The following is a 17,687-nucleotide window of genomic DNA, read 5'->3' as shown; positions in this document are numbered from 1 at the left end:
ATAAGAGGAATAGCCATGGCCGTTACTGTTGAAACCCTTGAGAAGCTCGAGCGCAAGATCACGCTGAGCGTGCCCGTCACCCTGATCCAGTCCGAAGTCGATACGCGCCTCAAGCGCCTGGCTCGCACCGTGAAGATGGACGGCTTCCGTCCAGGCAAGGTCCCCATGAACGTGGTGGCCCAGCGTTATGGCTACTCGGTGCAGTACGAAGTGCTCAACGACAAGGTCGGTGAAGCCTTTGCCGTGGCTGCCAACGAAGCCAACCTGCGTGTTGCCGGCCAGCCCCGCATCACCGAAAAGGAAGGCGCTCCTGAAGGCCAGGTCACGTTCGACGCCATCTTCGAAGTGTTCCCTGAAGTCAAGATCGCCGACCTGTCGGACGCCGAAGTTGAGAAGCTGTCGTCCGAAGTGACCGACTCCGCCATCGACAAGACCATCGACATCCTGCGCAAGCAGCGCCGCAGCTTTGCCCAGCGTGCCATCGACGCCGCTGCGCAAGACAGCGACCGCGTGACCGTGGACTTCGAAGGCAAGATCGACGGTGAACCCTTTGACGGCGGCAAGGCCGAAGACTTCCAGTTCCTGGTCGGCGAAGGCCAGATGCTCAAGGAATTCGAAGACGCAGTGCGCGGCATGAAGTCGGGCGAAAGTAAGACCTTCCCTCTGGCGTTCCCTGCCGAATACCATGGCAAGGACGTGGCTGGCAAGACCGCCGACTTCCTCGTGACCGTGAAGAAGATCGAAGCCGCCCACCTTCCCGAAGTGAACGACGCCCTGGCCAAGTCGCTGGGCATCGCCGACGGTTCTGTGGATGGCCTGCGCGCCGACATCAAGAAGAACCTGGAGCGTGAAGTCAAGTTCCGTCTGCTGGCCCGCAACAAGCAAGCCGTGATGGACGCCCTGGTGGCCAAGGCCGAGCTGGACCTGCCCAACGCCAGCATCCAGGCTGAAATTGCCCGCCTGCTGGAAGGCGCCCGTGCCGAGCTGAAGCAACGCGGCATCAAGGACGCCGACAAGGCTGAAATCCCTGAAGACGTGTTCCGTCCCCAGGCCGAGCGCCGCGTGCGTCTGGGCCTGGTGCTGGCCGAACTGGTGCGTGCCAACGAACTGCAGGCTAAGCCCGAGCAGCTCAAGGCCCACATCGACGAGCTGGCCGCCAGCTACGAGAAGCCTGAAGACGTGGTGCGCTGGTACTTCGGCGACCGTCAGCGTCTGGCCGAAGTCGAAGCCGTTGTGATTGAAAACAACGTGACTGAATTCGTGCTGAGCAAGGCCAAGGTGGTCGAGAAGGCTGTCTCGTTCGACGACCTGATGGCGCAGCAGCAGGGCTGATAGGCCCTGGCCTCACCGGCTGGTGGCGTGGCTGCTGGTCTGGTGATCGAAGTGTCACACCAGGGGGCTTGTGCTTTTGTGCACAAGCCCCAATTCATTTCTGGGTACAGTACCTGCTTGACTGGAGAAAACATGAGTGCATTGGAAACACAAGGCCTGGGCATGGTCCCCATGGTCATCGAGCAGTCGGGCCGTGGCGAACGGTCCTATGACATCTACTCGCGCCTGCTCAAGGAGCGCGTGATTTTCCTGGTCGGGCCGGTCAACGACCAGACCGCCAATCTGGTGGTGGCGCAGCTGCTGTTTCTGGAGAGCGAAAACCCCGACAAGGACATTTCGTTCTACATCAACTCTCCCGGTGGCTCGGTGAGTGCGGGCATGGCAATTTTTGACACCATGAACTTCATCAAGCCCGATGTCTCGACGCTGTGCACGGGCATGGCGGCCAGCATGGGCGCCTTCCTGCTGGCGGCTGGCGCCAAGGGCAAGCGTTTTGCGCTGCCCAACTCCAAGGTCATGATCCACCAGCCCTTGGGCGGCATGCAAGGCCAGGCTACCGAGATCGAGATCCACGCGCGCGAAATCCTGAAGACCCGCGAGCAGCTCAACAACATCCTGGCTGAGCGCACGGGCCAATCGCTGGAGAAGATCCAGCGCGACACCGAACGCGACTACTTCCTGTCAGCGGACGAGGCCAAGGAATACGGCCTGGTGGACCAGGTGATCAGCAAGCGCTCCTGATCGCCACAGGCTCACACAGCGGCGTTTTCCCTCGGGGAAGACGCCGTTTTTTATTTGGTTATCATCCCGACAACTTTCCGTACGTAACAAGGCATTGCCCCCATGGCCGAGAAAAAAGGCTCTTCCAGCGAAAAAACCCTCTACTGCTCTTTTTGCGGCAAAAGCCAGCACGAAGTGAAGAAGCTGATCGCTGGCCCGTCGGTCTTTATCTGCGACGAGTGCATTGACCTGTGCAACGAGATCATTCGTGACGAGCTTCCGGCCGGAGATCTGGCCCGCGAAGGCCGCAGCGACCTGCCCACGCCGGTGGAGATCAAGACCAACCTCGACAACTATGTGATTGGCCAGGAAGTGGCCAAGCGCACGCTGGCGGTGGCGGTGTACAACCACTACAAGCGCCTGCGCCACAAGGACAAGGCCCACAAGGACGACGTGGAGCTGTCCAAGAGCAACATCCTGCTGATCGGCCCCACGGGCTCGGGCAAGACGCTGTTGGCCCAGACCCTGGCGCGCATGCTGGACGTGCCCTTCGTGATGGCCGATGCCACCACGCTGACGGAGGCGGGCTATGTGGGCGAGGACGTGGAGAACATCGTCCAGAAGCTGCTGCAAAGCTGTAACTACGAAGTCGAGCGCGCCCAGCGCGGCATTGTCTACATCGACGAAATCGACAAGATCTCGCGCAAGTCCGACAACCCGAGCATCACGCGCGACGTGTCGGGCGAGGGCGTGCAGCAGGCGCTGCTCAAGCTCATCGAAGGCACCATGGCCAGCGTGCCGCCCCAGGGTGGGCGTAAGCATCCGAACCAGGACTTTTTGCAGATCGATACGACCAACATCCTGTTCATTTGCGGCGGTGCGTTTGCGGGCCTGGAAAAGGTCATCGAGAACCGTACCGAAGCGTCGGGCATCGGCTTTGGTGCATCGGTCAAGAGCAAGAAGCAGCGCTCGCTGACCGAAGTGTTCACCGAGATTGAACCCGAGGATCTGATCAAGTTCGGCCTCATCCCCGAACTGGTGGGCCGCATGCCCGTGGTGACGGCGCTGGCCGAACTGAGCGAGGACGCCCTGGTGCAGATCCTGACCGAGCCCAAGAACGCGCTCGTCAAGCAATACAGCAAGCTGTTGTCGATGGAAGGTGTGGATCTGGAGATCCGCCCTGCGGCCCTGAAGGCCATTGCCCGCAAGGCCCTGGCCCGGAAGACCGGTGCCCGGGGACTGCGTTCCATCCTGGAGCAATCGCTGATCGGCACCATGTTCGACCTGCCCAATACCAGCAACGTCGAGAAGGTGGTGGTGGACGAATCCACCATCGAAGAAAACAAGCCGCCGCTGCTCGTTTACCGCGAAGCGGCCAAGAAGGCCTGAGAAGGTGTGAACGAACCCGCCATGTCCGCTCGTCCCGCAAAAACGCGCCCCCTCTGCGTTGCAAATGCTCGCCATAGCCCAAGCTATGGCTGCGCTTTACGCCTTGGTGGGGCACGTTTGTGCGACCCGCTCGGTCACGCCGGGCTCATTCGCACCTTCTGAATGACCGGAGCGGGCGCCCTGTTGTCGCCCCCTGAACCATCAACCCTTGCGCCAGTACGGCTGCGCGCAAGGGTTGAAAATCCCCACATGTGGAACCACTTCCACAGAGCACTTTGAGGATTTCCATGTCCGGACATACCCCCCTGCCAGCCACCCCCATTGACCTGCCCCTGTTGCCATTGCGCGATGTGGTGGTGTTTCCCCACATGGTGATTCCGCTTTTCGTGGGCCGCCCCAAGAGCATCAAGGCGCTTGAGATGGCCATGGAGGCCGACCGCCGCATAATGCTGGTGGCCCAGAAAGCGGCAGCCAAGGATGAGCCCTCGGTGTCGGACATGTTCGACGTCGGCTGTGTCTCCACCATCCTGCAGATGCTCAAGCTGCCCGACGGCACGGTGAAGGTGCTGGTCGAGGGACAGCAGCGCGCGCTGGTGGCCTCCATCGAGGACACAGAAACGCATTTCATGGCGACCGTCACACCGGTTGAGGCCACGCCGGAGGCCAACAAGCCCAGCGAGATCGAAGCTCTGCGCCGTGCCGTGATGCAGCAGTTTGACCAGTACGTCAAACTCAACAAGAAGATTCCGCCCGAGATTCTGACCTCGATCTCCAGCATCGACGATCCGGGCCGCCTGGCCGACACCATCGCCGCCCACCTGCCGCTCAAGCTCGAAAACAAGCAGGTGGTGCTCGACCTGTCTGATGTGAAGGCCCGTCTCGAAAACCTGTTTGAGCAGCTCGACCGCGAGGTGGACATCCTCAACGTGGACAAGAAGATCCGTGGCCGTGTGAAGCGCCAGATGGAGAAGAACCAGCGCGACTTCTATCTGAACGAGCAGGTCAAGGCCATCCAGAAGGAACTGGGCGAAGGCGACGAAGGCGCCGACATCGAGGAGATCGAGAAAAAGATCAAGCTCGCGAAGATGCCCGCCGAAGCGCGCAAGAAGGCCGACGCCGAACTCAAGAAGCTCAAGCTGATGTCGCCCATGTCGGCCGAGGCCACCGTGGTGCGCAACTACATCGACGTGCTCACGGCGCTGCCCTGGAGCAAGAAGACCAAGATCAAGCACGACCTGGTGAATGCCGAGGGCGTGCTCAACGAAGACCACTACGGCCTCGACAAGGTCAAGGACCGCATCCTTGAATACCTCGCAGTGCAGCAGCGCGTGGACAAGGTGAAGGCGCCCATCCTGTGCCTGGTGGGCCCCCCGGGCGTGGGCAAGACCTCGCTGGGTCAGTCCATCGCCAAGGCCACCGGCCGCAAGTATGTGCGCATGGCCCTGGGCGGCATGCGCGACGAAGCCGAGATCCGGGGGCACCGCCGCACCTACATCGGCGCGCTGCCGGGTAAGGTGCTGCAGAGCCTTTCGAAAGTGGGTACACGCAATCCGCTGTTCCTTCTCGATGAGATCGATAAGCTGGGTACGGACTTCCGGGGAGACCCGTCGAGCGCGCTGCTGGAGGTGCTGGATCCAGAGCAGAACCATACCTTCGGGGATCACTACGTCGAGGTCGATTTCGACCTGTCGGATGTGATGTTCGTGGCGACCTCCAACTCCATGAACATCCCGCCAGCCCTGCTGGACCGGATGGAGGTGATCCGTCTGTCGGGCTACACCGAAGACGAGAAGACCAGCATCGCCATGAAGTACCTGCTGCCCAAGCAGCTCAAGAACAATGGTGTGAAGAACGAAGAGCTGCTCATCACCGAGCCCGCTGTGCGCGACATGGTGCGTTACTACACGCGCGAAGCGGGTGTGCGTTCGCTGGAGCGTGAGCTGTCCAAGATCTGCCGCAAGGTGGTCAAGGGCCTGCAGCTCAAGAAACTGGAACCCCAGGTGGTGGTGACGGCCGACAACCTGCCCGACTTTCTGGGCGTGCGCAAGTACACCTACGGCCGTGCCGAGTTGCAGAACCAGGTGGGCCAGGTGGTGGGCTTGGCATGGACCGAAGTGGGTGGCGACCTGCTGACCATCGAAGCGGCCATCATGCCTGGCAAGGGGGTGATCACGCGCACGGGTTCGCTGGGCGATGTGATGAAGGAATCCGTGGAGGCGGCGCGTACGGTGGTGCGTAGCCGCGCGCGTATTCTGGGCATCAAGGACGAAGCGTTCGAGAAGCGCGACATCCACATCCACGTGCCAGACGGTGCCACGCCCAAGGACGGCCCGAGTGCGGGTGCTGCGATGACCACCGCGTTTGTGTCGGCGCTCACGGGCATCCCTGTGCGCGGCGATGTGGCCATGACGGGTGAAATCACGCTGCGCGGTGAAGTCACCGCCATCGGGGGGCTCAAGGAAAAGCTGTTGGCTGCTTTGCGTGGCGGCATCAAGACCGTGTTGATCCCTGAGGAAAATGTGAAGGATCTGCAGGAGATCCCTGACAACGTGAAGAGCGGGCTGGAAATCGTTCCGGTGCGTTGGATCGACAAGGTGCTGGAGGTCGCACTGGAAAGCAAACCCGTGCCGCTGACGGACGAGGAAGTGGCCGTGGTTGCGCCGGCGTCGGCCGAAAAAGCGGCCGTGTCGTCGGCTGCTGCGGATGGCTTGAAACATTGACGCAAAATTTTTTGGGGAGCCCCAAAAAATGCGCTACAATTCACTCCATCGCAGCAAACGTTGTACAATGTAAGGCTACGGTAAATGCGGGAATAGCTCAGTTGGTAGAGCGCAACCTTGCCAAGGTTGAGGTCGAGAGTTCGAGACTCTTTTCCCGCTCCAATTTCCACAAAAAGGGAAGCAAATGCTTCCCTTTTTTGTCAGAGGAATGTGAATTCCTGGCGCGGTAGCAAAGCGGTTATGCCCCGGATTGCAAATCCGGTTAGTCCGGTTCGACTCCGGACCGCGCCTCCAGATACGGTCTGTACCGTCGGTAGCTCCGAATCTTTAGAATTCTGCGCTGCAGCGAAGATGGGCAAGGCTGGTAGGTAATTGGAAAATTTTTGGTCAGCAATCGAATGAGGCCAAAAATAGCGATATAATTTGAGGCTTGCTGATAAGCTCTGATGGAAACGTCAAGCAAAGCAAGCAAATGCGGGAATAGCTCAGTTGGTAGAGCGCAACCTTGCCAAGGTTGAGGTCGAGAGTTCGAGACTCTTTTCCCGCTCCAATTTTGAAAAGGGAAGCTTAGGCTTCCCTTTTTTCTTGGTGGCGCCGGGTGTGCTGTTTTCATGCAGCAGCTGGTGGTCACGGATGCGACAGGGCATTGCGCACATGTGCTGCCCGGGTTACGCTGCAACGCAGGTGTGCGCTCAGCAGCCGGCGCCCCGATGGTGAAATTGGTAGACACTGCGGACTTAAAATCCGCCGCTTTCCTGAAAAGGGGCGTGCCGGTTCGACCCCGGCTCGGGGCACCACGAAGAGCCTGTTCAATGTCTTTTTGGAGATCGCATTGGAGTGCAATCGGGATGAGTGGATGCTCCGGCTGCGCAGTATGGGCTCATGCCCATGCAAGCAGCCGGGGCGTCCAATCGCCCGATTTCACTCCAACCCTTCGGGCAAGTGCCTTGCCGGGCGGTCTGCGGTGTTGCGGTGCTTGTGGATAGCTAGGCTATCCACTGCGCACCGCGCCTAGCAGCCCATCCCGGCAAGGGACTTGTGCGACTCCAAAAAGACATTGAACAGGCTCTAGGATTCAATCATGTCAAGTTACAACGCTCCCTTCGAAATCCATGTCCACGGACAGGTCCCTTTGCGCGCTGATGTGAGTTTTGACCAGCTCCAGGAGGCGCTCAAACCTTTGTGGAAGTACGCTGGAGCCCGTTCGCTGGCCGATGGTGCTGCCAGCGCCTATGAGGAGGAGCCCGGCATCAAGTTTGATGCGCAGGAGCATCTGCTGCAGATGTGCTGGACGGTGCGGGGCGATGACGACTTTCGCCAGTCGCTGGACGAAATGTGCATGAGCCTCAACGAGCTGGCCGAGCAAGGGGCTGCGATCGAAGTCACGTTCTACGACGCCGACTTTGACGAAGAAGAGGAAGAGCAGGGCGCCGAGTCGCGCGATGACTTTGTGATGCTCTTTGTCGGCCCAACACCGGCCGCCATCATGCAGGTGCAGCGGGATTTGCTGGTGCAGGACGTGGTGAACATGATGGAGCGCCACTTTGATGGTGCCGAGCTGGGCGGTGTGGTCGCCGAGATCGACAAGCTGTTCAGCCAGCGTTTTGATGCCCTGGTGAACTCGCTGGAAATCGGCAAGCCACCCCGTGGCCCGGGGGGGCCAGCCAGCGGCCACGGTGGCGGTGGCCGCCGTCCGCGCCACTTGCACTGATCCTCCGAGCCTTCCGGGGCTCACAACATTCCACGCAGGCGGGTGAGGCGGGCATCGAGGGCTGCACAGGTGGTGAAGCAAGCGGCCCTGGCCGGTCCGCCGAGCCTTCTTGCCCCGTGTGGCAGCAACTATCTCGCTTTCCATGCACTCCGACCTTCCCTATCTGCGCTCCTACCCTGCGGCCCTGCAGGACCAGGCACGTGATCTGCTGGCGCAGGGAAAGCTCGGGGCGGTGCTGCAGCGCAAATACCCGCAAGCGCATGCCGTGCGCAGCGACAAGGCGCTGTATGACTACGCGCAGGAGCTGAAGGCGCGTTATCTGCGCAACGCGGGCACGGTCAACAAGGTGCTGTTCGACAACAAGATCCATGTCGTGCGCCACGCACTGGGTTTGCACACGGCGGTGTCGCGCGTGCAGGGCAACCGGCTGGCGGCCAAGCATGAGATCCGCATTGCCTCGATGTTCAAGCAGGCGCCCGATGAGTTCCTGCGCATGATCGTGGTCCATGAGCTGGCGCACTTGCGCGAAAAGGACCACGACAAAGCCTTCTACCAGCTATGCACCCACATGGAGCCGCAGTACCACCAGTACGAGTTCGACCTGCGGCTGTACCTCACGCATGTGGAGCACGCAGGCACCCGGCTGTGGGGCACGGAGCCGTCCTGAGGGTGACGCGGCCGTTAGGTAGATTGCTATTAAATTAATAGCTTAAAGTGCTTGATGGACGGGCGGTAGAGCCGATTTTTTTTATATATCAAGGCACTTGCACAGACCGGCAGCAGCTGGCGGGCAGATCCAGCCAGCGTTGTGCAGCGGCCTCCAGCATGGCCACGGGGCCGGTGGTCAGTAGCTGGATGCTGGGCGTGGCGGGAGTTTCGTCCGCCGTTGCATGGATTGGCTGGTGCAGCAGGCCCGCAGTGTCCAGCAGGCGCCGCGTCTGGCGTGCGACGGGTTCGCCGGTCTCGATGAACTGCACGCCAGGCCCGACCAGTGCGCGCAGCTCGTGGGCTACAAAGATGTAGTGCGTGCAGCCCAGCACCAGGGTGTCCATCTGCCCCGGGGCGGTGCCGAAGCTGCCCATGGCCTGGACATAGCGCGCGCACAGTGCGCCGGTCTCTGTGGCATCGACGGGGCTGCCTGGGGCGGCCACGGGCAGCGCCACGCTGCGCTCGATGGCATGGGCCAGGCCGTCACAGGGCTGCACCACAAAATGCGCCTGCTCCTGCAGCGAGGCCATGAGCTTGCTGAACTTCGCACTGGTCAGCGTGCCCCGGGTGCCGATCACGCCCACGTGGCCGGTCTTCGTCACCGCGAGGGCAGGCTTGATGGCGGGTTCCAGGCCCACCAGGGGCAAGTCCGGGTGGCTGCTGCGCACCTCGTGGATGGCCGCCGCCGTGGCGGTGTTGCAGGCCACCACCAAGGCCTTGATGTGGTGCTGCTCGCGCAGGTACTGCGTGATGGCATGGGTGCGGGCGGCCACAAAGGCGTCGCCGCGCTCGCCATAGGGTGCGTTGGCGCTGTCTGCCAGGTACACGAAACGCTCGTGGGGCATGGCGGCCAGCAGGGCGCGCAGCACGCTCAGCCCACCGACGCCACTGTCAAAAACACCGATGGGAAAAGAGGCCTGCGGCATCGAGGAACCAAGCTCTGGCAGTTGGACGAAAGCGTGGATTGTAGGAAAGACGCAGCCTTCGTGCCGCAGAGGGTTGGACCCAAAAGAAAAACCGCCCGAAGGCGGTTAGGAGAGTCATTGCCCTGGCGCCAGAGCCGAGCGCTGGCGCCGGGGCGACCGGATGGGACCTCAGGCCGCAGCGACGCCGATGCCCTTGAACTCGCCCGAGGCGATGCGCTTTTGCCATTCGGCCGGGCCGGTGATGTGGGCGCTGGTGCCACCGGCGTCCACGGCCACGGTCACGGGCATGTCCACCACGTCGAATTCGTAGATGGCTTCCATGCCCAGGTCGGCAAAGCCCACGACCTTGGCGGTCTTGATGGCCTTGGAGACCAGGTAGGCCGCACCGCCCACGGCCATCAGGTAGGCGCTCTGGTGCTTCTTGATGGCCTCGATGGCGACCGGGCCGCGCTCGGCCTTGCCCACCATGGCGATCAGACCAGTCTGGGACAGCATCATCTCGGTAAAGCCGTCCATGCGCGTGGCAGTGGTCGGGCCTGCGGGGCCCACGGCCTCGCCCTTCACGGGGTCCACAGGGCCCACGTAGTAAATGATGCGGTTGGTGAAGTCCACGGGCAGCTTCTCGCCCTTGGCCAGCATGTCCTGGATGCGCTTGTGCGCGGCGTCGCGGCCCGTCAGCATCTTGCCGTTGAGCAGCAGGGTGTCGCCGGGCTTCCAGCTGGCGACTTCTTCTTTGGTCAGGGTATCGAGGTTGACCTTCTTGCTCTTGTTGTAGTCCGGCGCCCAGTCCACGTTGGGCCACAGGTCCAGGCTGGGGGGCGTGAGGTACACGGGGCCCGAGCCGTCCATCACGAAGTGTGCGTGGCGCGTGGCGGCGCAGTTGGGGATCATCGCAATCGGCTTGCTGGCCGCGTGCGTAGGGTACATCTTGATCTTGACGTCCAGCACCGTAGTCAGACCGCCCAGGCCCTGCGCGCCGATGCCCAGGGCGTTGACCTTTTCAAACAGCTCCAGGCGCAGCTTTTCGACATTGTCGAGTTCGGCCCCGCTGGCTTGCTTGGCCTGCAGCTCGTACATGTCCAGGTCGTCCATCAGGCTTTCCTTGGCCATGAGCACTGCCTTCTCGGCCGTGCCGCCAATGCCGATGCCCAGCATGCCGGGCGGGCACCAGCCAGCGCCCATGGTGGGCACGGTCTTGAGCACCCAGTCCACCACGTTGTCGCCGGGGTTGAGCATGTACATCTTGGACTTGTTCTCCGAGCCGCCGCCCTTGGCTGCCACCGTCACGTCCACGGTGTTGCCGGGCACGATCTCGGTGAAGATCACGGCCGGGGTGTTGTCCTTGGTGTTCTTGCGGGCGAACTGGGGGTCTGCAACGACCGAGGCGCGCAGCGTGTTGTCGGGGTGGTTGTAGCCACGGCGCACGCCTTCGTTGATGGCGTCGTCCAGGCTGCCGGTGAAGCCTTCCCAGCGCACGTCCATGCCCACCTTCAGGAACACATTGACGATGCCGGTGTCCTGGCAGATGGGGCGCTGGCCGGTGGCGCTCATCTTGCTGTTGGTGAGGATCTGGGCGATCGCATCCTTGGCCGCTGGGCTCTTTTCGCGCTCGTAGGCGCGGGCCAGGTGGGCGATGTAGTCGGTGGGGTGGTAGTAGCTGATGTACTGCAGCGCGCCGGCAATGGATTCGATCAGGTCTTCTTGGCGAATGGTCGTCGTGGTCATGGCGGTGGGGGTTTTAGGGAAAACGCGAACCCCGAATTATCCCCCGCCGGGCTTGCGTGGTCCTGTCAGGGGCCATGGTGGGGGGCTGCAGGGTGCTGGCGCGCCGTGGCCCGGGGTGGGTATGCTGCGGTCTGGTGTTTCGTTCCACCCCCCATTCGCTCGCAGAGCGGCAAGGCCCACCCGTGAAAACCTCCACCCCCGCCCCGACCGCAGTCCGCACCGAAAAAGACACTTTCGGCCCCATCGATGTCCCGGCCGACCGGCTGTGGGGCGCGCAGACGCAGCGCTCGTTGCACCACTTCGCGATCTCGGGCGAGCGCATGGCGCCCGAGCTGACCCGCGCGCTGGCCCAGGTCAAGCGGGCCAGTGCCTACGTGAACCACGCGCTGGGCCTGCTGGATGCGGCCAAGACCACGGCCATTGTGGCGGCGGCGGACGAGGTGATTGGCGGCGGCCACCTGCAGGAGTTTCCGCTGGTGGTGTGGCAGACCGGCTCGGGCACCCAGACCAACATGAACATGAACGAGGTGCTGGCCAACCGCGCCAGCGAGTTGCTGGGTGGCCCGCGCGGCGAGGCGCGGCTGGTGCATCCCAATGATGAGGTGAACAAGAGCCAGTCGAGCAACGACGTGTTCCCCACCGCCATGCACCTGGCGGCGGTGGACGCGCTGATGCACCGCCTGCTGCCCGCACTGCACGGCCTGCGCACCACGCTGGCGGCCAAGGCCAAGGCGTTTGATGGCATCGTGAAGATTGGCCGTACGCACCTGCAGGACGCCACCCCGCTCACGCTGGGCCAGGAGATCTCGGGCTGGTTGGCGCAGCTGCAGCACGGTGAGCAGCATGTGCGCGCCGCGCTGCCCCATCTGGGCGAGCTGGCCCTGGGTGGCACGGCCGTGGGCACGGGGCTCAATGCGCCTGCGGGTTATGCCCAGGCCGTGGCCAAGGAGCTGGCCGATCTGACGGGCCTGCCACTCGTCACCGCCCCCAACAAGTTCGAGGCCCTGGCCAGCTGCGATGCCCTGGTGCATGCCCATGGCGCGCTCAAGACCCTGGCGGCCAGCCTGATGAAGATTGCCAACGATGTGCGCTGGCTGGCCAGCGGCCCGCGCAGCGGGCTGGGCGAGATCACCATCCCCGAGAACGAGCCGGGCTCGTCCATCATGCCGGGCAAGGTCAACCCCACGCAGTGCGAGGCGCTGACCATGCTGTGCGCGCAGGTGCTGGGCAATGACGTTGCCATCAACATCGGCGGAGCCTCGGGCAACTTCGAGCTGAACGTGTTCCGCCCGATGGTGATTCACAACTTCCTGCAGAGCGTGCGCCTGCTGGCCGATGGCATGGCCAGCTTCAACGAGCACTGCGCCGTGGGCATCGAGCCGAACCAGGCGCGCATCAACGACCTGGTGGAGCAGTCGCTGATGCTGGTGACAGCGCTGAACCCGCACATCGGCTACGACAAGGCGGCCTTCATTGCCAAGAAGGCGCACAAGGAGGGCACCAGCCTGCGTGCCGCCGCCATCGCGTCGGGCCATGTGACGGGCGAGCAGTTTGACCAGTGGGTGGTGCCTGCGCAGATGGTGGGGCGCTGATGCCAGCCTGGGGTGCTGCGCCCCCTGTGTCTGCGGCGCGCCGCTGAATTTATGAAGAAAAAAGGGCGTCTGCGCTCACCCATCAAGCGATAGCTGCTATCAAATTTGATGCATTGGCTGTGCCAATGTGCGCCGAGGGGCTGTTTTGACGGGCGAGGTCGCCTCTGCGCAGGCTCAAGGCGCCGAGCCACCTTGGCTGCCACCCTGCGTCTCGGCCCGGGCATCCGACACCTCCTGCTGCGCCAGTGCTTCGAGCTGCTCCTGCTGGTAGACCACGATGCTGCGCTGGTGGATGCCGATGATGCCTTCGCGCTCCATCCACTTCAGTTCCACATTGATGCGCTGGCGTGAGCCGCCCAGCAGCTGCGCCAGCTCGTCCTGCACCAGCGACAACCCGATGGCGCCGCGCTGGCCCGGCATGGCGGCGCGTTCGCCAAAGCGGCGCAGCACATGCAGCAGCTGCTTGGCCAGCCGCGCGCGCAGGGGCAGGGTGGCCATGTCTTCCATCATCCAGTACAGGTAGCGCATGCGGCGCGCCTGCAGCGTGAGCAGGGCCTCGCCAAACTCGGGGTGCGCGCGCAGCAGCTGGCGGAACACGCCTTCGGCCACGCTCAGCACCGTGGTGGGGCCGTGGGCATGGGCGTCATAGGTGTTGGGGCCCTGGTGCAGCACCTCGGCCTCGCCCACCCAGATGCCGGGCTCCACATAGGCCAGCGTCACTTGCTTGCCCGAAGGGGTGGTGCGCCGAAAGCGGATGGCGCCGCTGGCGCAGGCAAACCAGTCCTGGGCCAGCTCGCCCTGCTCCACGATCATTTGGCCATGCGCATGGCGCGTGACGCGGCCCAGCCGGAAGATGTCGTGCCGCAGCGAGGGCGTGAGCGCCGCAAACCAGCGGCCCCGGTTGATGGCCTCGCGCTCAGGCGGGCTCAAGAAGGGCCGCTGCAGGTGGTGTTCAAGGCTGGCAGTGGGCTCGGGCAGGGTGGTGGCGGGCATGGGCGGCTCTCTGGGCGCAGGGCCGATGGTCCACGGCGCTGTGCTGGGCTGGCAGGGGGCGGAGGCGCCAGTTTAGCGGCGGGCCCTGGCGGGTTGCCCTGCAGGGCCGCACCTGCGCGACACCGCCGAGTGCCGAGTGCCGCGTGCTGATGTGGCGCGCTGGCTCAGTTCAATGCACCCGGGTCGAGTGCAAAGCCCACGCCATACACCGAACGGATCCAGTCGGTGTCGTCGCCACTGGCGGCCTTGAGCTTTTTGCGCAGGTTCTTGATGTGGCTGTCGATGGCGCGTTCGTTCACATCCAGCGTGTCGTCGTAGGCCTGGTCCAGCAGCTGGGCGCGCGAGAAGATGCGGCCTCGCTGGCGCGCCAGTACCTGCAGCAGCTTGAACTCGCGCCGCGTGAGGTTGAGCGGCGTGCCGTGCAGTGTGGCCTGCCACAGGTTTTCGTTGAGCACCAGGGCCGTCGCCACGCCTTCCACGCCCGCCAGCGGCGCGCCGGGCGCTGCGCGGCGCAGCACGGCCTTGACGCGGGCCACGACCTCGCGCGGCGAAAACGGCTTGCAGATGTAGTCGTCCGCACCCAGCTCCAGCCCGATGAGGCGGTCCACCTCTTCCACGCGGGCCGTGAGCATGATGATGGGGTGCTCGGTGTGGCGCCGCGCCTGGCGCAGGATGTCCAGGCCATCCATGCTGGGCAGCATGATGTCCAGCAGTGTGAGGTCCGGCGGCGCGGCCACGATGCTGGCGAGGGCTGCGCGGCCCTCTGCCTGGTGTTCGACGGTGTAGCCCGCGTGGCGCAGGTAGTCCACCACGATGGCGGCGATGTCGGGTTCGTCTTCGACGACGAGGATGCGTGGGCTCATGGCGCGGTGTTGTCCAGAAGGGGCAGGGTCAGCGTGATGCGCAGGCCGCCGAGGGGCGATGCGTCGGCCGTCAGCGTGCCGCCATGCGCGAGCACGATGGCGCGGCAGATGGCCAGGCCCAGGCCCGAGCCGCCGTGGTCGCGGTTGCGTGAGGTTTCGGCGCGGTACAGGCGCTCGAAGATGCGCGGCAGCTCATGCGTGGGCACGCCCGGCGCGCTGTCGTCCAGTTGCACTTGCAGCACCTGCGGGTGGGCCGCGCCGCCGGGCGCCGCCACTTCGCGTGCCGAAATCTGCAGCCGGCCGCCCGCATCGGTGTAGCGCAGGCTGTTCTCCAGCAGGTTCAGGAACACTTGGTGCAGTTGCTGGGCGTCGCCCTGCACGACCGGGGCGGGGGATCGTGCGGCGAGCGCGTCCAGGCCTGTGGTGTCCACGTCGATGGCGGCCTGGGCCAGGCGCGGGCGCATCGAGGCCAGCGCTTCGGCCAGCAGCGACAACGGGTGCACGGGCACCTGGGCCGAGGGCGCGCTGGTGCCCGCTGCGTCCAGGCTGGCGCGCAGGTCGCCCACCAGTTGTATCAGGCGCATCACCTGCCGGTGCAGGCGCAGCGCGGTCTTGTCGTCAAAGGGGCGGATGCCGTCCTGCACGGCCTCGATCTCGGCGCGCATGGCCGCCAGGGGGGTGCGCAGTTCGTGGGCCACGTCGCCCAGCCACTGGCGGCGGCTGGCTTCGATGCTGCTCAGTTGTTCGGCCATGGTGTTGAAGGTGCGGGCGAGCTGGGCCAGTTCGTCGTTGCCGTGCACGGGCACGCGGGTGTGCAGGGCGCCCTGCGCAATGCCGCGTGCACCGGTGGCCAGGGCCTCGACCGGGGCCAGCCAGCGCCGTGCCAGCCAGCCCGACAGCAGCAGTGCCAGCGCCAGGCCGGCCAGGCCCGTCCACGCCACAAAACCCAGGTGCTGGGCCAGGAAGGCCTGATCGGCCTCGCTGCGCACGCCCTGGGGAGGGGCCAGCACCAGATGGCCGATGGTCTGGCCATCGGGACTGCGCAGTGCCAGCCGAGCGCCCCCAGACTGCGGGGCGGTGCCCACGACGACACGCTCTTGCGCATCCAGCAGGCCCAGGCGGGGGTAGATGTCGTCGGGGTGGCGCTGGGGCGGGGTGATGCTGCCCCGGTCCGGGCTGCGCTGGTCGTCGGGTGGTGGGGGCGGGGGGGATGAATCGATGTGGTCCGGGGGCGGCAGGCCGGGGCGTGCATCGCGCGGGGCACCGGGGTCGCCAGGGGGCGGTGCGCCCGGGCGGCGCGAGCCACCGCCGGGGTGGGCCAGGCGGCCCCACAGCGTGGACTGGTTGCGCAGGCTGTCCCACCCACCCGCCTGGGTGTGGTGGGCCTGCAGGCGCTCGGCCAGCCAGTCCATGCGGGCCAGCTCGATTTCGGCCACATACGGCCCCAGGCCCCGCTGCAGCCCCAGGCGCGAGAAGCCCGCAAAGATCAGCAGCAAAGCCAAAAGCAGTGCGGCCAGGGCGATGAAGGCTTTGCGGTGCAGGGTCAGGTGGGGCATGGGGCTGCGGTGGCGGTCAGCGGTTCGGCAATCAGCGGGCAGGTGGCGGGCCACCCGCGCCGCCGGGGCCGCCAGGCCCGCCTGCGGGCATGGCTACCAGGGTGCCGTCCATTGTGCGGCAAGTGCCTGCCAGCGATTTGCCGTCGGGCATGGTCAGCGTGACGCTGGCGCCTTCGGTTTTGCCCTTGCAGGCGGCATAGGCCTCGGGCGGTGGGGCGGGTGGCGTGCCACGGGCGGGCTGGGCGTGGCTGGGGGCGGCGGCGAGGAATGCCAGGGCCAGGCTGGCGAGGAAGGTGTGGAAGGTGTGGAAGGTTTGCATGGTGTGTGGCTTCAGAGTGCGTGAAGAAACGGCGGTGGGTGCTGGTCAGGCGGGGCTCAGGCCGCGATGGAAATGGTGATGTTGGCGGCGTAGCCACCGCCCGTGTTGGCCTGCATGGTGGTCATCTCCAGCGTGGTGCCATCGCTGAACACGTTGTCGGTGGCAAAGGTGATGGAGGCCAGGTTGCGCACGCTGGCGCTGTAGCCCGCGTTGCTGCTGTAGATGCTGCTGAGCAGGGCGGTGGGGAAGGCGAGCTGCGTGGTCTTGACCTTGTTGCGCGCGTTGCTGGCGGCAGCAAGGCTGGGGTAGACCTCCAGGTGCATGTGGGGCATGCGGCCTGCGTAGCAGCCGGGCACGATGGTGGTGAAGGTGACGGTGCCGCTGGCATCGGTGGCCTGCACGCCGCGCAGGTAGTTGTCGGCGATGTTGTTGGAGGTGTAGACCGAGTAGTTGCCGTCCTGTGTGCAGTGCCACAGGTAGATGGCGTAGCCCGCCAGCGGGGCGCAGCTGGCCTGGGTGTTGGTCAGCGTGATGGTGATGGTGAGCGGCACGCCCCCGACCTGGGTGGACGAACCGATGGAGCTACGGATGTCCGAGCGCACGATGCCGCTGAGCGCCAGCACGTTGTAGGTGTTGTTGCTGGCCGTGGAGCCGTCGGCGGGGTAGGGGCCGGCGGTTTCTTCTGGGACCACCGAGCAGGTGGTGGTGCCCGTTCCGGTGCCAGTACCGGTGCCTGTGCCGGTCCCGGAGCCCGTTCCAGTGCCGCTGCCAGTGCCCGAGGTGTCGGTGGTGTCCGTGGCGGCGGTGTCGCTGCCACCGCCTCCGCAGCCCCACAGGGTGGCTACGCCCAGCGAGCCCAGGGCACTCAGGGCCAGGCGGCGGTTGGCCAAGGCCTGCGCGGCCGTGGCGATGGGGGTGGTGGGGATGCGGGTGGGGTCCATGGATTTCTCCTGCAGGTGGGAACAGTGGGGATGACCTGCACTGTGCCGCCCGATTGGGGAGAAATCTGGGAGGGAGAGGTTGTGTATGGGTGCTACTATTTTTATAGCTATCAGGGCATGGCTGTTGCGCGGTAAGCCCTGGTTTTATTCGAATTTTTGACCTGTGCACTGCCCGCCGGGTGCGGAACGGGC

Annotated in this window: 14 protein-coding genes and 4 tRNA genes; 11 read left to right on the top strand and 7 right to left on the bottom strand. The window is 64.5% G+C overall.

The features are described from left to right. Nucleotides 1-15: 15 nt before the first annotated feature. From tig to AvAM_RS19245, 10 genes are all read left to right on the top strand, one after another. Nucleotides 16-1,332 carry a trigger factor gene (tig, locus tag AvAM_RS19295; RefSeq protein WP_137748551.1) on the top strand — a complete coding sequence of 439 codons (1,317 nt, stop codon included), beginning with the start codon at nucleotides 16-18 and terminating at the stop codon, nucleotides 1,330-1,332. A 132-nt stretch (nucleotides 1,333-1,464) separates the two neighbouring features. Then, entirely contained in the window at nucleotides 1,465-2,073 is a 609-nt protein-coding gene (clpP, locus tag AvAM_RS19290) for an ATP-dependent Clp endopeptidase proteolytic subunit ClpP (protein WP_063461792.1), read from the top strand. A gap of 102 nt (nucleotides 2,074-2,175) precedes the next feature. Beyond that, entirely contained in the window at nucleotides 2,176-3,441 is a 1,266-nt protein-coding gene (clpX, locus tag AvAM_RS19285) for an ATP-dependent Clp protease ATP-binding subunit ClpX (RefSeq protein WP_124512862.1), read from the top strand. 287 nt (nucleotides 3,442-3,728) lie between these two features. Then, complete coding sequence (lon, locus tag AvAM_RS19280) at nucleotides 3,729-6,161, top strand: endopeptidase La (RefSeq protein ID WP_137748550.1); 2,433 nt, start codon at nucleotides 3,729-3,731, stop codon at nucleotides 6,159-6,161. A gap of 86 nt (nucleotides 6,162-6,247) precedes the next feature. After that, nucleotides 6,248-6,323, top strand: a tRNA-Gly gene (locus AvAM_RS19275). A 58-nt stretch (nucleotides 6,324-6,381) separates the two neighbouring features. Then, nucleotides 6,382-6,455, top strand: a tRNA-Cys gene (locus AvAM_RS19270). A gap of 180 nt (nucleotides 6,456-6,635) precedes the next feature. Further along, a tRNA-Gly gene (locus AvAM_RS19265) sits at nucleotides 6,636-6,711 on the top strand. A 154-nt stretch (nucleotides 6,712-6,865) separates the two neighbouring features. Further along, a tRNA-Leu gene (locus AvAM_RS19260) sits at nucleotides 6,866-6,958 on the top strand. A 284-nt stretch (nucleotides 6,959-7,242) separates the two neighbouring features. Next, on the top strand, nucleotides 7,243-7,872 hold the full coding sequence (locus tag AvAM_RS19250; protein WP_137748549.1) for a DUF6806 family protein: 630 nt from the start codon (nucleotides 7,243-7,245) through the stop codon (nucleotides 7,870-7,872). Between the two features lie 142 nt (nucleotides 7,873-8,014). Next, the gene (locus AvAM_RS19245; protein ID WP_137748548.1) at nucleotides 8,015-8,539 is read left to right on the top strand and encodes a M48 family metallopeptidase; all 525 of its coding nucleotides are present in this window, start codon (nucleotides 8,015-8,017) and stop codon (nucleotides 8,537-8,539) included. A gap of 88 nt (nucleotides 8,540-8,627) precedes the next feature. On the opposite strand, the gene murI is transcribed toward AvAM_RS19245, so the two are convergent. After that, nucleotides 8,628-9,506 carry a glutamate racemase gene (murI, locus tag AvAM_RS19240; RefSeq protein WP_137748547.1) on the bottom strand — a complete coding sequence of 293 codons (879 nt, stop codon included), beginning with the start codon at nucleotides 9,504-9,506 and terminating at the stop codon, nucleotides 8,628-8,630. A 168-nt stretch (nucleotides 9,507-9,674) separates the two neighbouring features. Further along, nucleotides 9,675-11,231 (bottom strand): fumarate hydratase, encoded by a 1,557-nt coding sequence (locus AvAM_RS19235; protein WP_137748546.1) that lies wholly within the window; start codon nucleotides 11,229-11,231, stop codon nucleotides 9,675-9,677. 182 nt (nucleotides 11,232-11,413) lie between these two features. On the opposite strand from AvAM_RS19235, the gene fumC reads away from it, so the two are divergent. Further along, nucleotides 11,414-12,823: a class II fumarate hydratase gene (gene fumC, locus AvAM_RS19230; RefSeq protein ID WP_137748545.1), complete on the top strand. Its 1,410-nt coding sequence runs from the start codon at nucleotides 11,414-11,416 to the stop codon at nucleotides 12,821-12,823. A gap of 174 nt (nucleotides 12,824-12,997) precedes the next feature. On the opposite strand, the gene AvAM_RS19225 is transcribed toward fumC, so the two are convergent. The 5 genes from AvAM_RS19225 to AvAM_RS19205 all read right to left on the bottom strand — a co-directional run bounded on the left by AvAM_RS19225 (nucleotide 12,998) and on the right by AvAM_RS19205 (nucleotide 17,495). After that, nucleotides 12,998-13,816, bottom strand: coding sequence for a Crp/Fnr family transcriptional regulator (locus AvAM_RS19225; RefSeq protein ID WP_137748544.1), 819 nt, complete (start codon nucleotides 13,814-13,816; stop codon nucleotides 12,998-13,000). 164 nt (nucleotides 13,817-13,980) lie between these two features. Further along, nucleotides 13,981-14,679 carry a response regulator gene (locus AvAM_RS19220; RefSeq protein ID WP_137748543.1) on the bottom strand — a complete coding sequence of 233 codons (699 nt, stop codon included), beginning with the start codon at nucleotides 14,677-14,679 and terminating at the stop codon, nucleotides 13,981-13,983. Next, entirely contained in the window at nucleotides 14,676-16,235 is a 1,560-nt protein-coding gene (locus AvAM_RS19215) for an ATP-binding protein (RefSeq protein ID WP_137748542.1), read from the bottom strand. The genes AvAM_RS19220 and AvAM_RS19215 overlap by 4 nt, the downstream gene beginning before the upstream one ends. Nucleotides 16,236-16,266: 31 nt before the next feature. Next, nucleotides 16,267-16,554: a hypothetical protein gene (locus AvAM_RS19210; protein ID WP_137748541.1), complete on the bottom strand. Its 288-nt coding sequence runs from the start codon at nucleotides 16,552-16,554 to the stop codon at nucleotides 16,267-16,269. Between the two features lie 56 nt (nucleotides 16,555-16,610). Next, nucleotides 16,611-17,495, bottom strand: coding sequence for an intradiol ring-cleavage dioxygenase (locus AvAM_RS19205; protein ID WP_137748540.1), 885 nt, complete (start codon nucleotides 17,493-17,495; stop codon nucleotides 16,611-16,613). Nucleotides 17,496-17,687: the final 192 nt, after the last annotated feature.

The sequence above is a fragment of the Acidovorax sp. NB1 genome (genome assembly GCF_005405905.1).
GTDB lineage: Bacteria > Pseudomonadota > Gammaproteobacteria > Burkholderiales > Burkholderiaceae_C > Acidovorax.
Note: the sequence above shows the minus strand (reverse complement) of the source record. Positions and strands in the feature narration are given on the sequence as shown.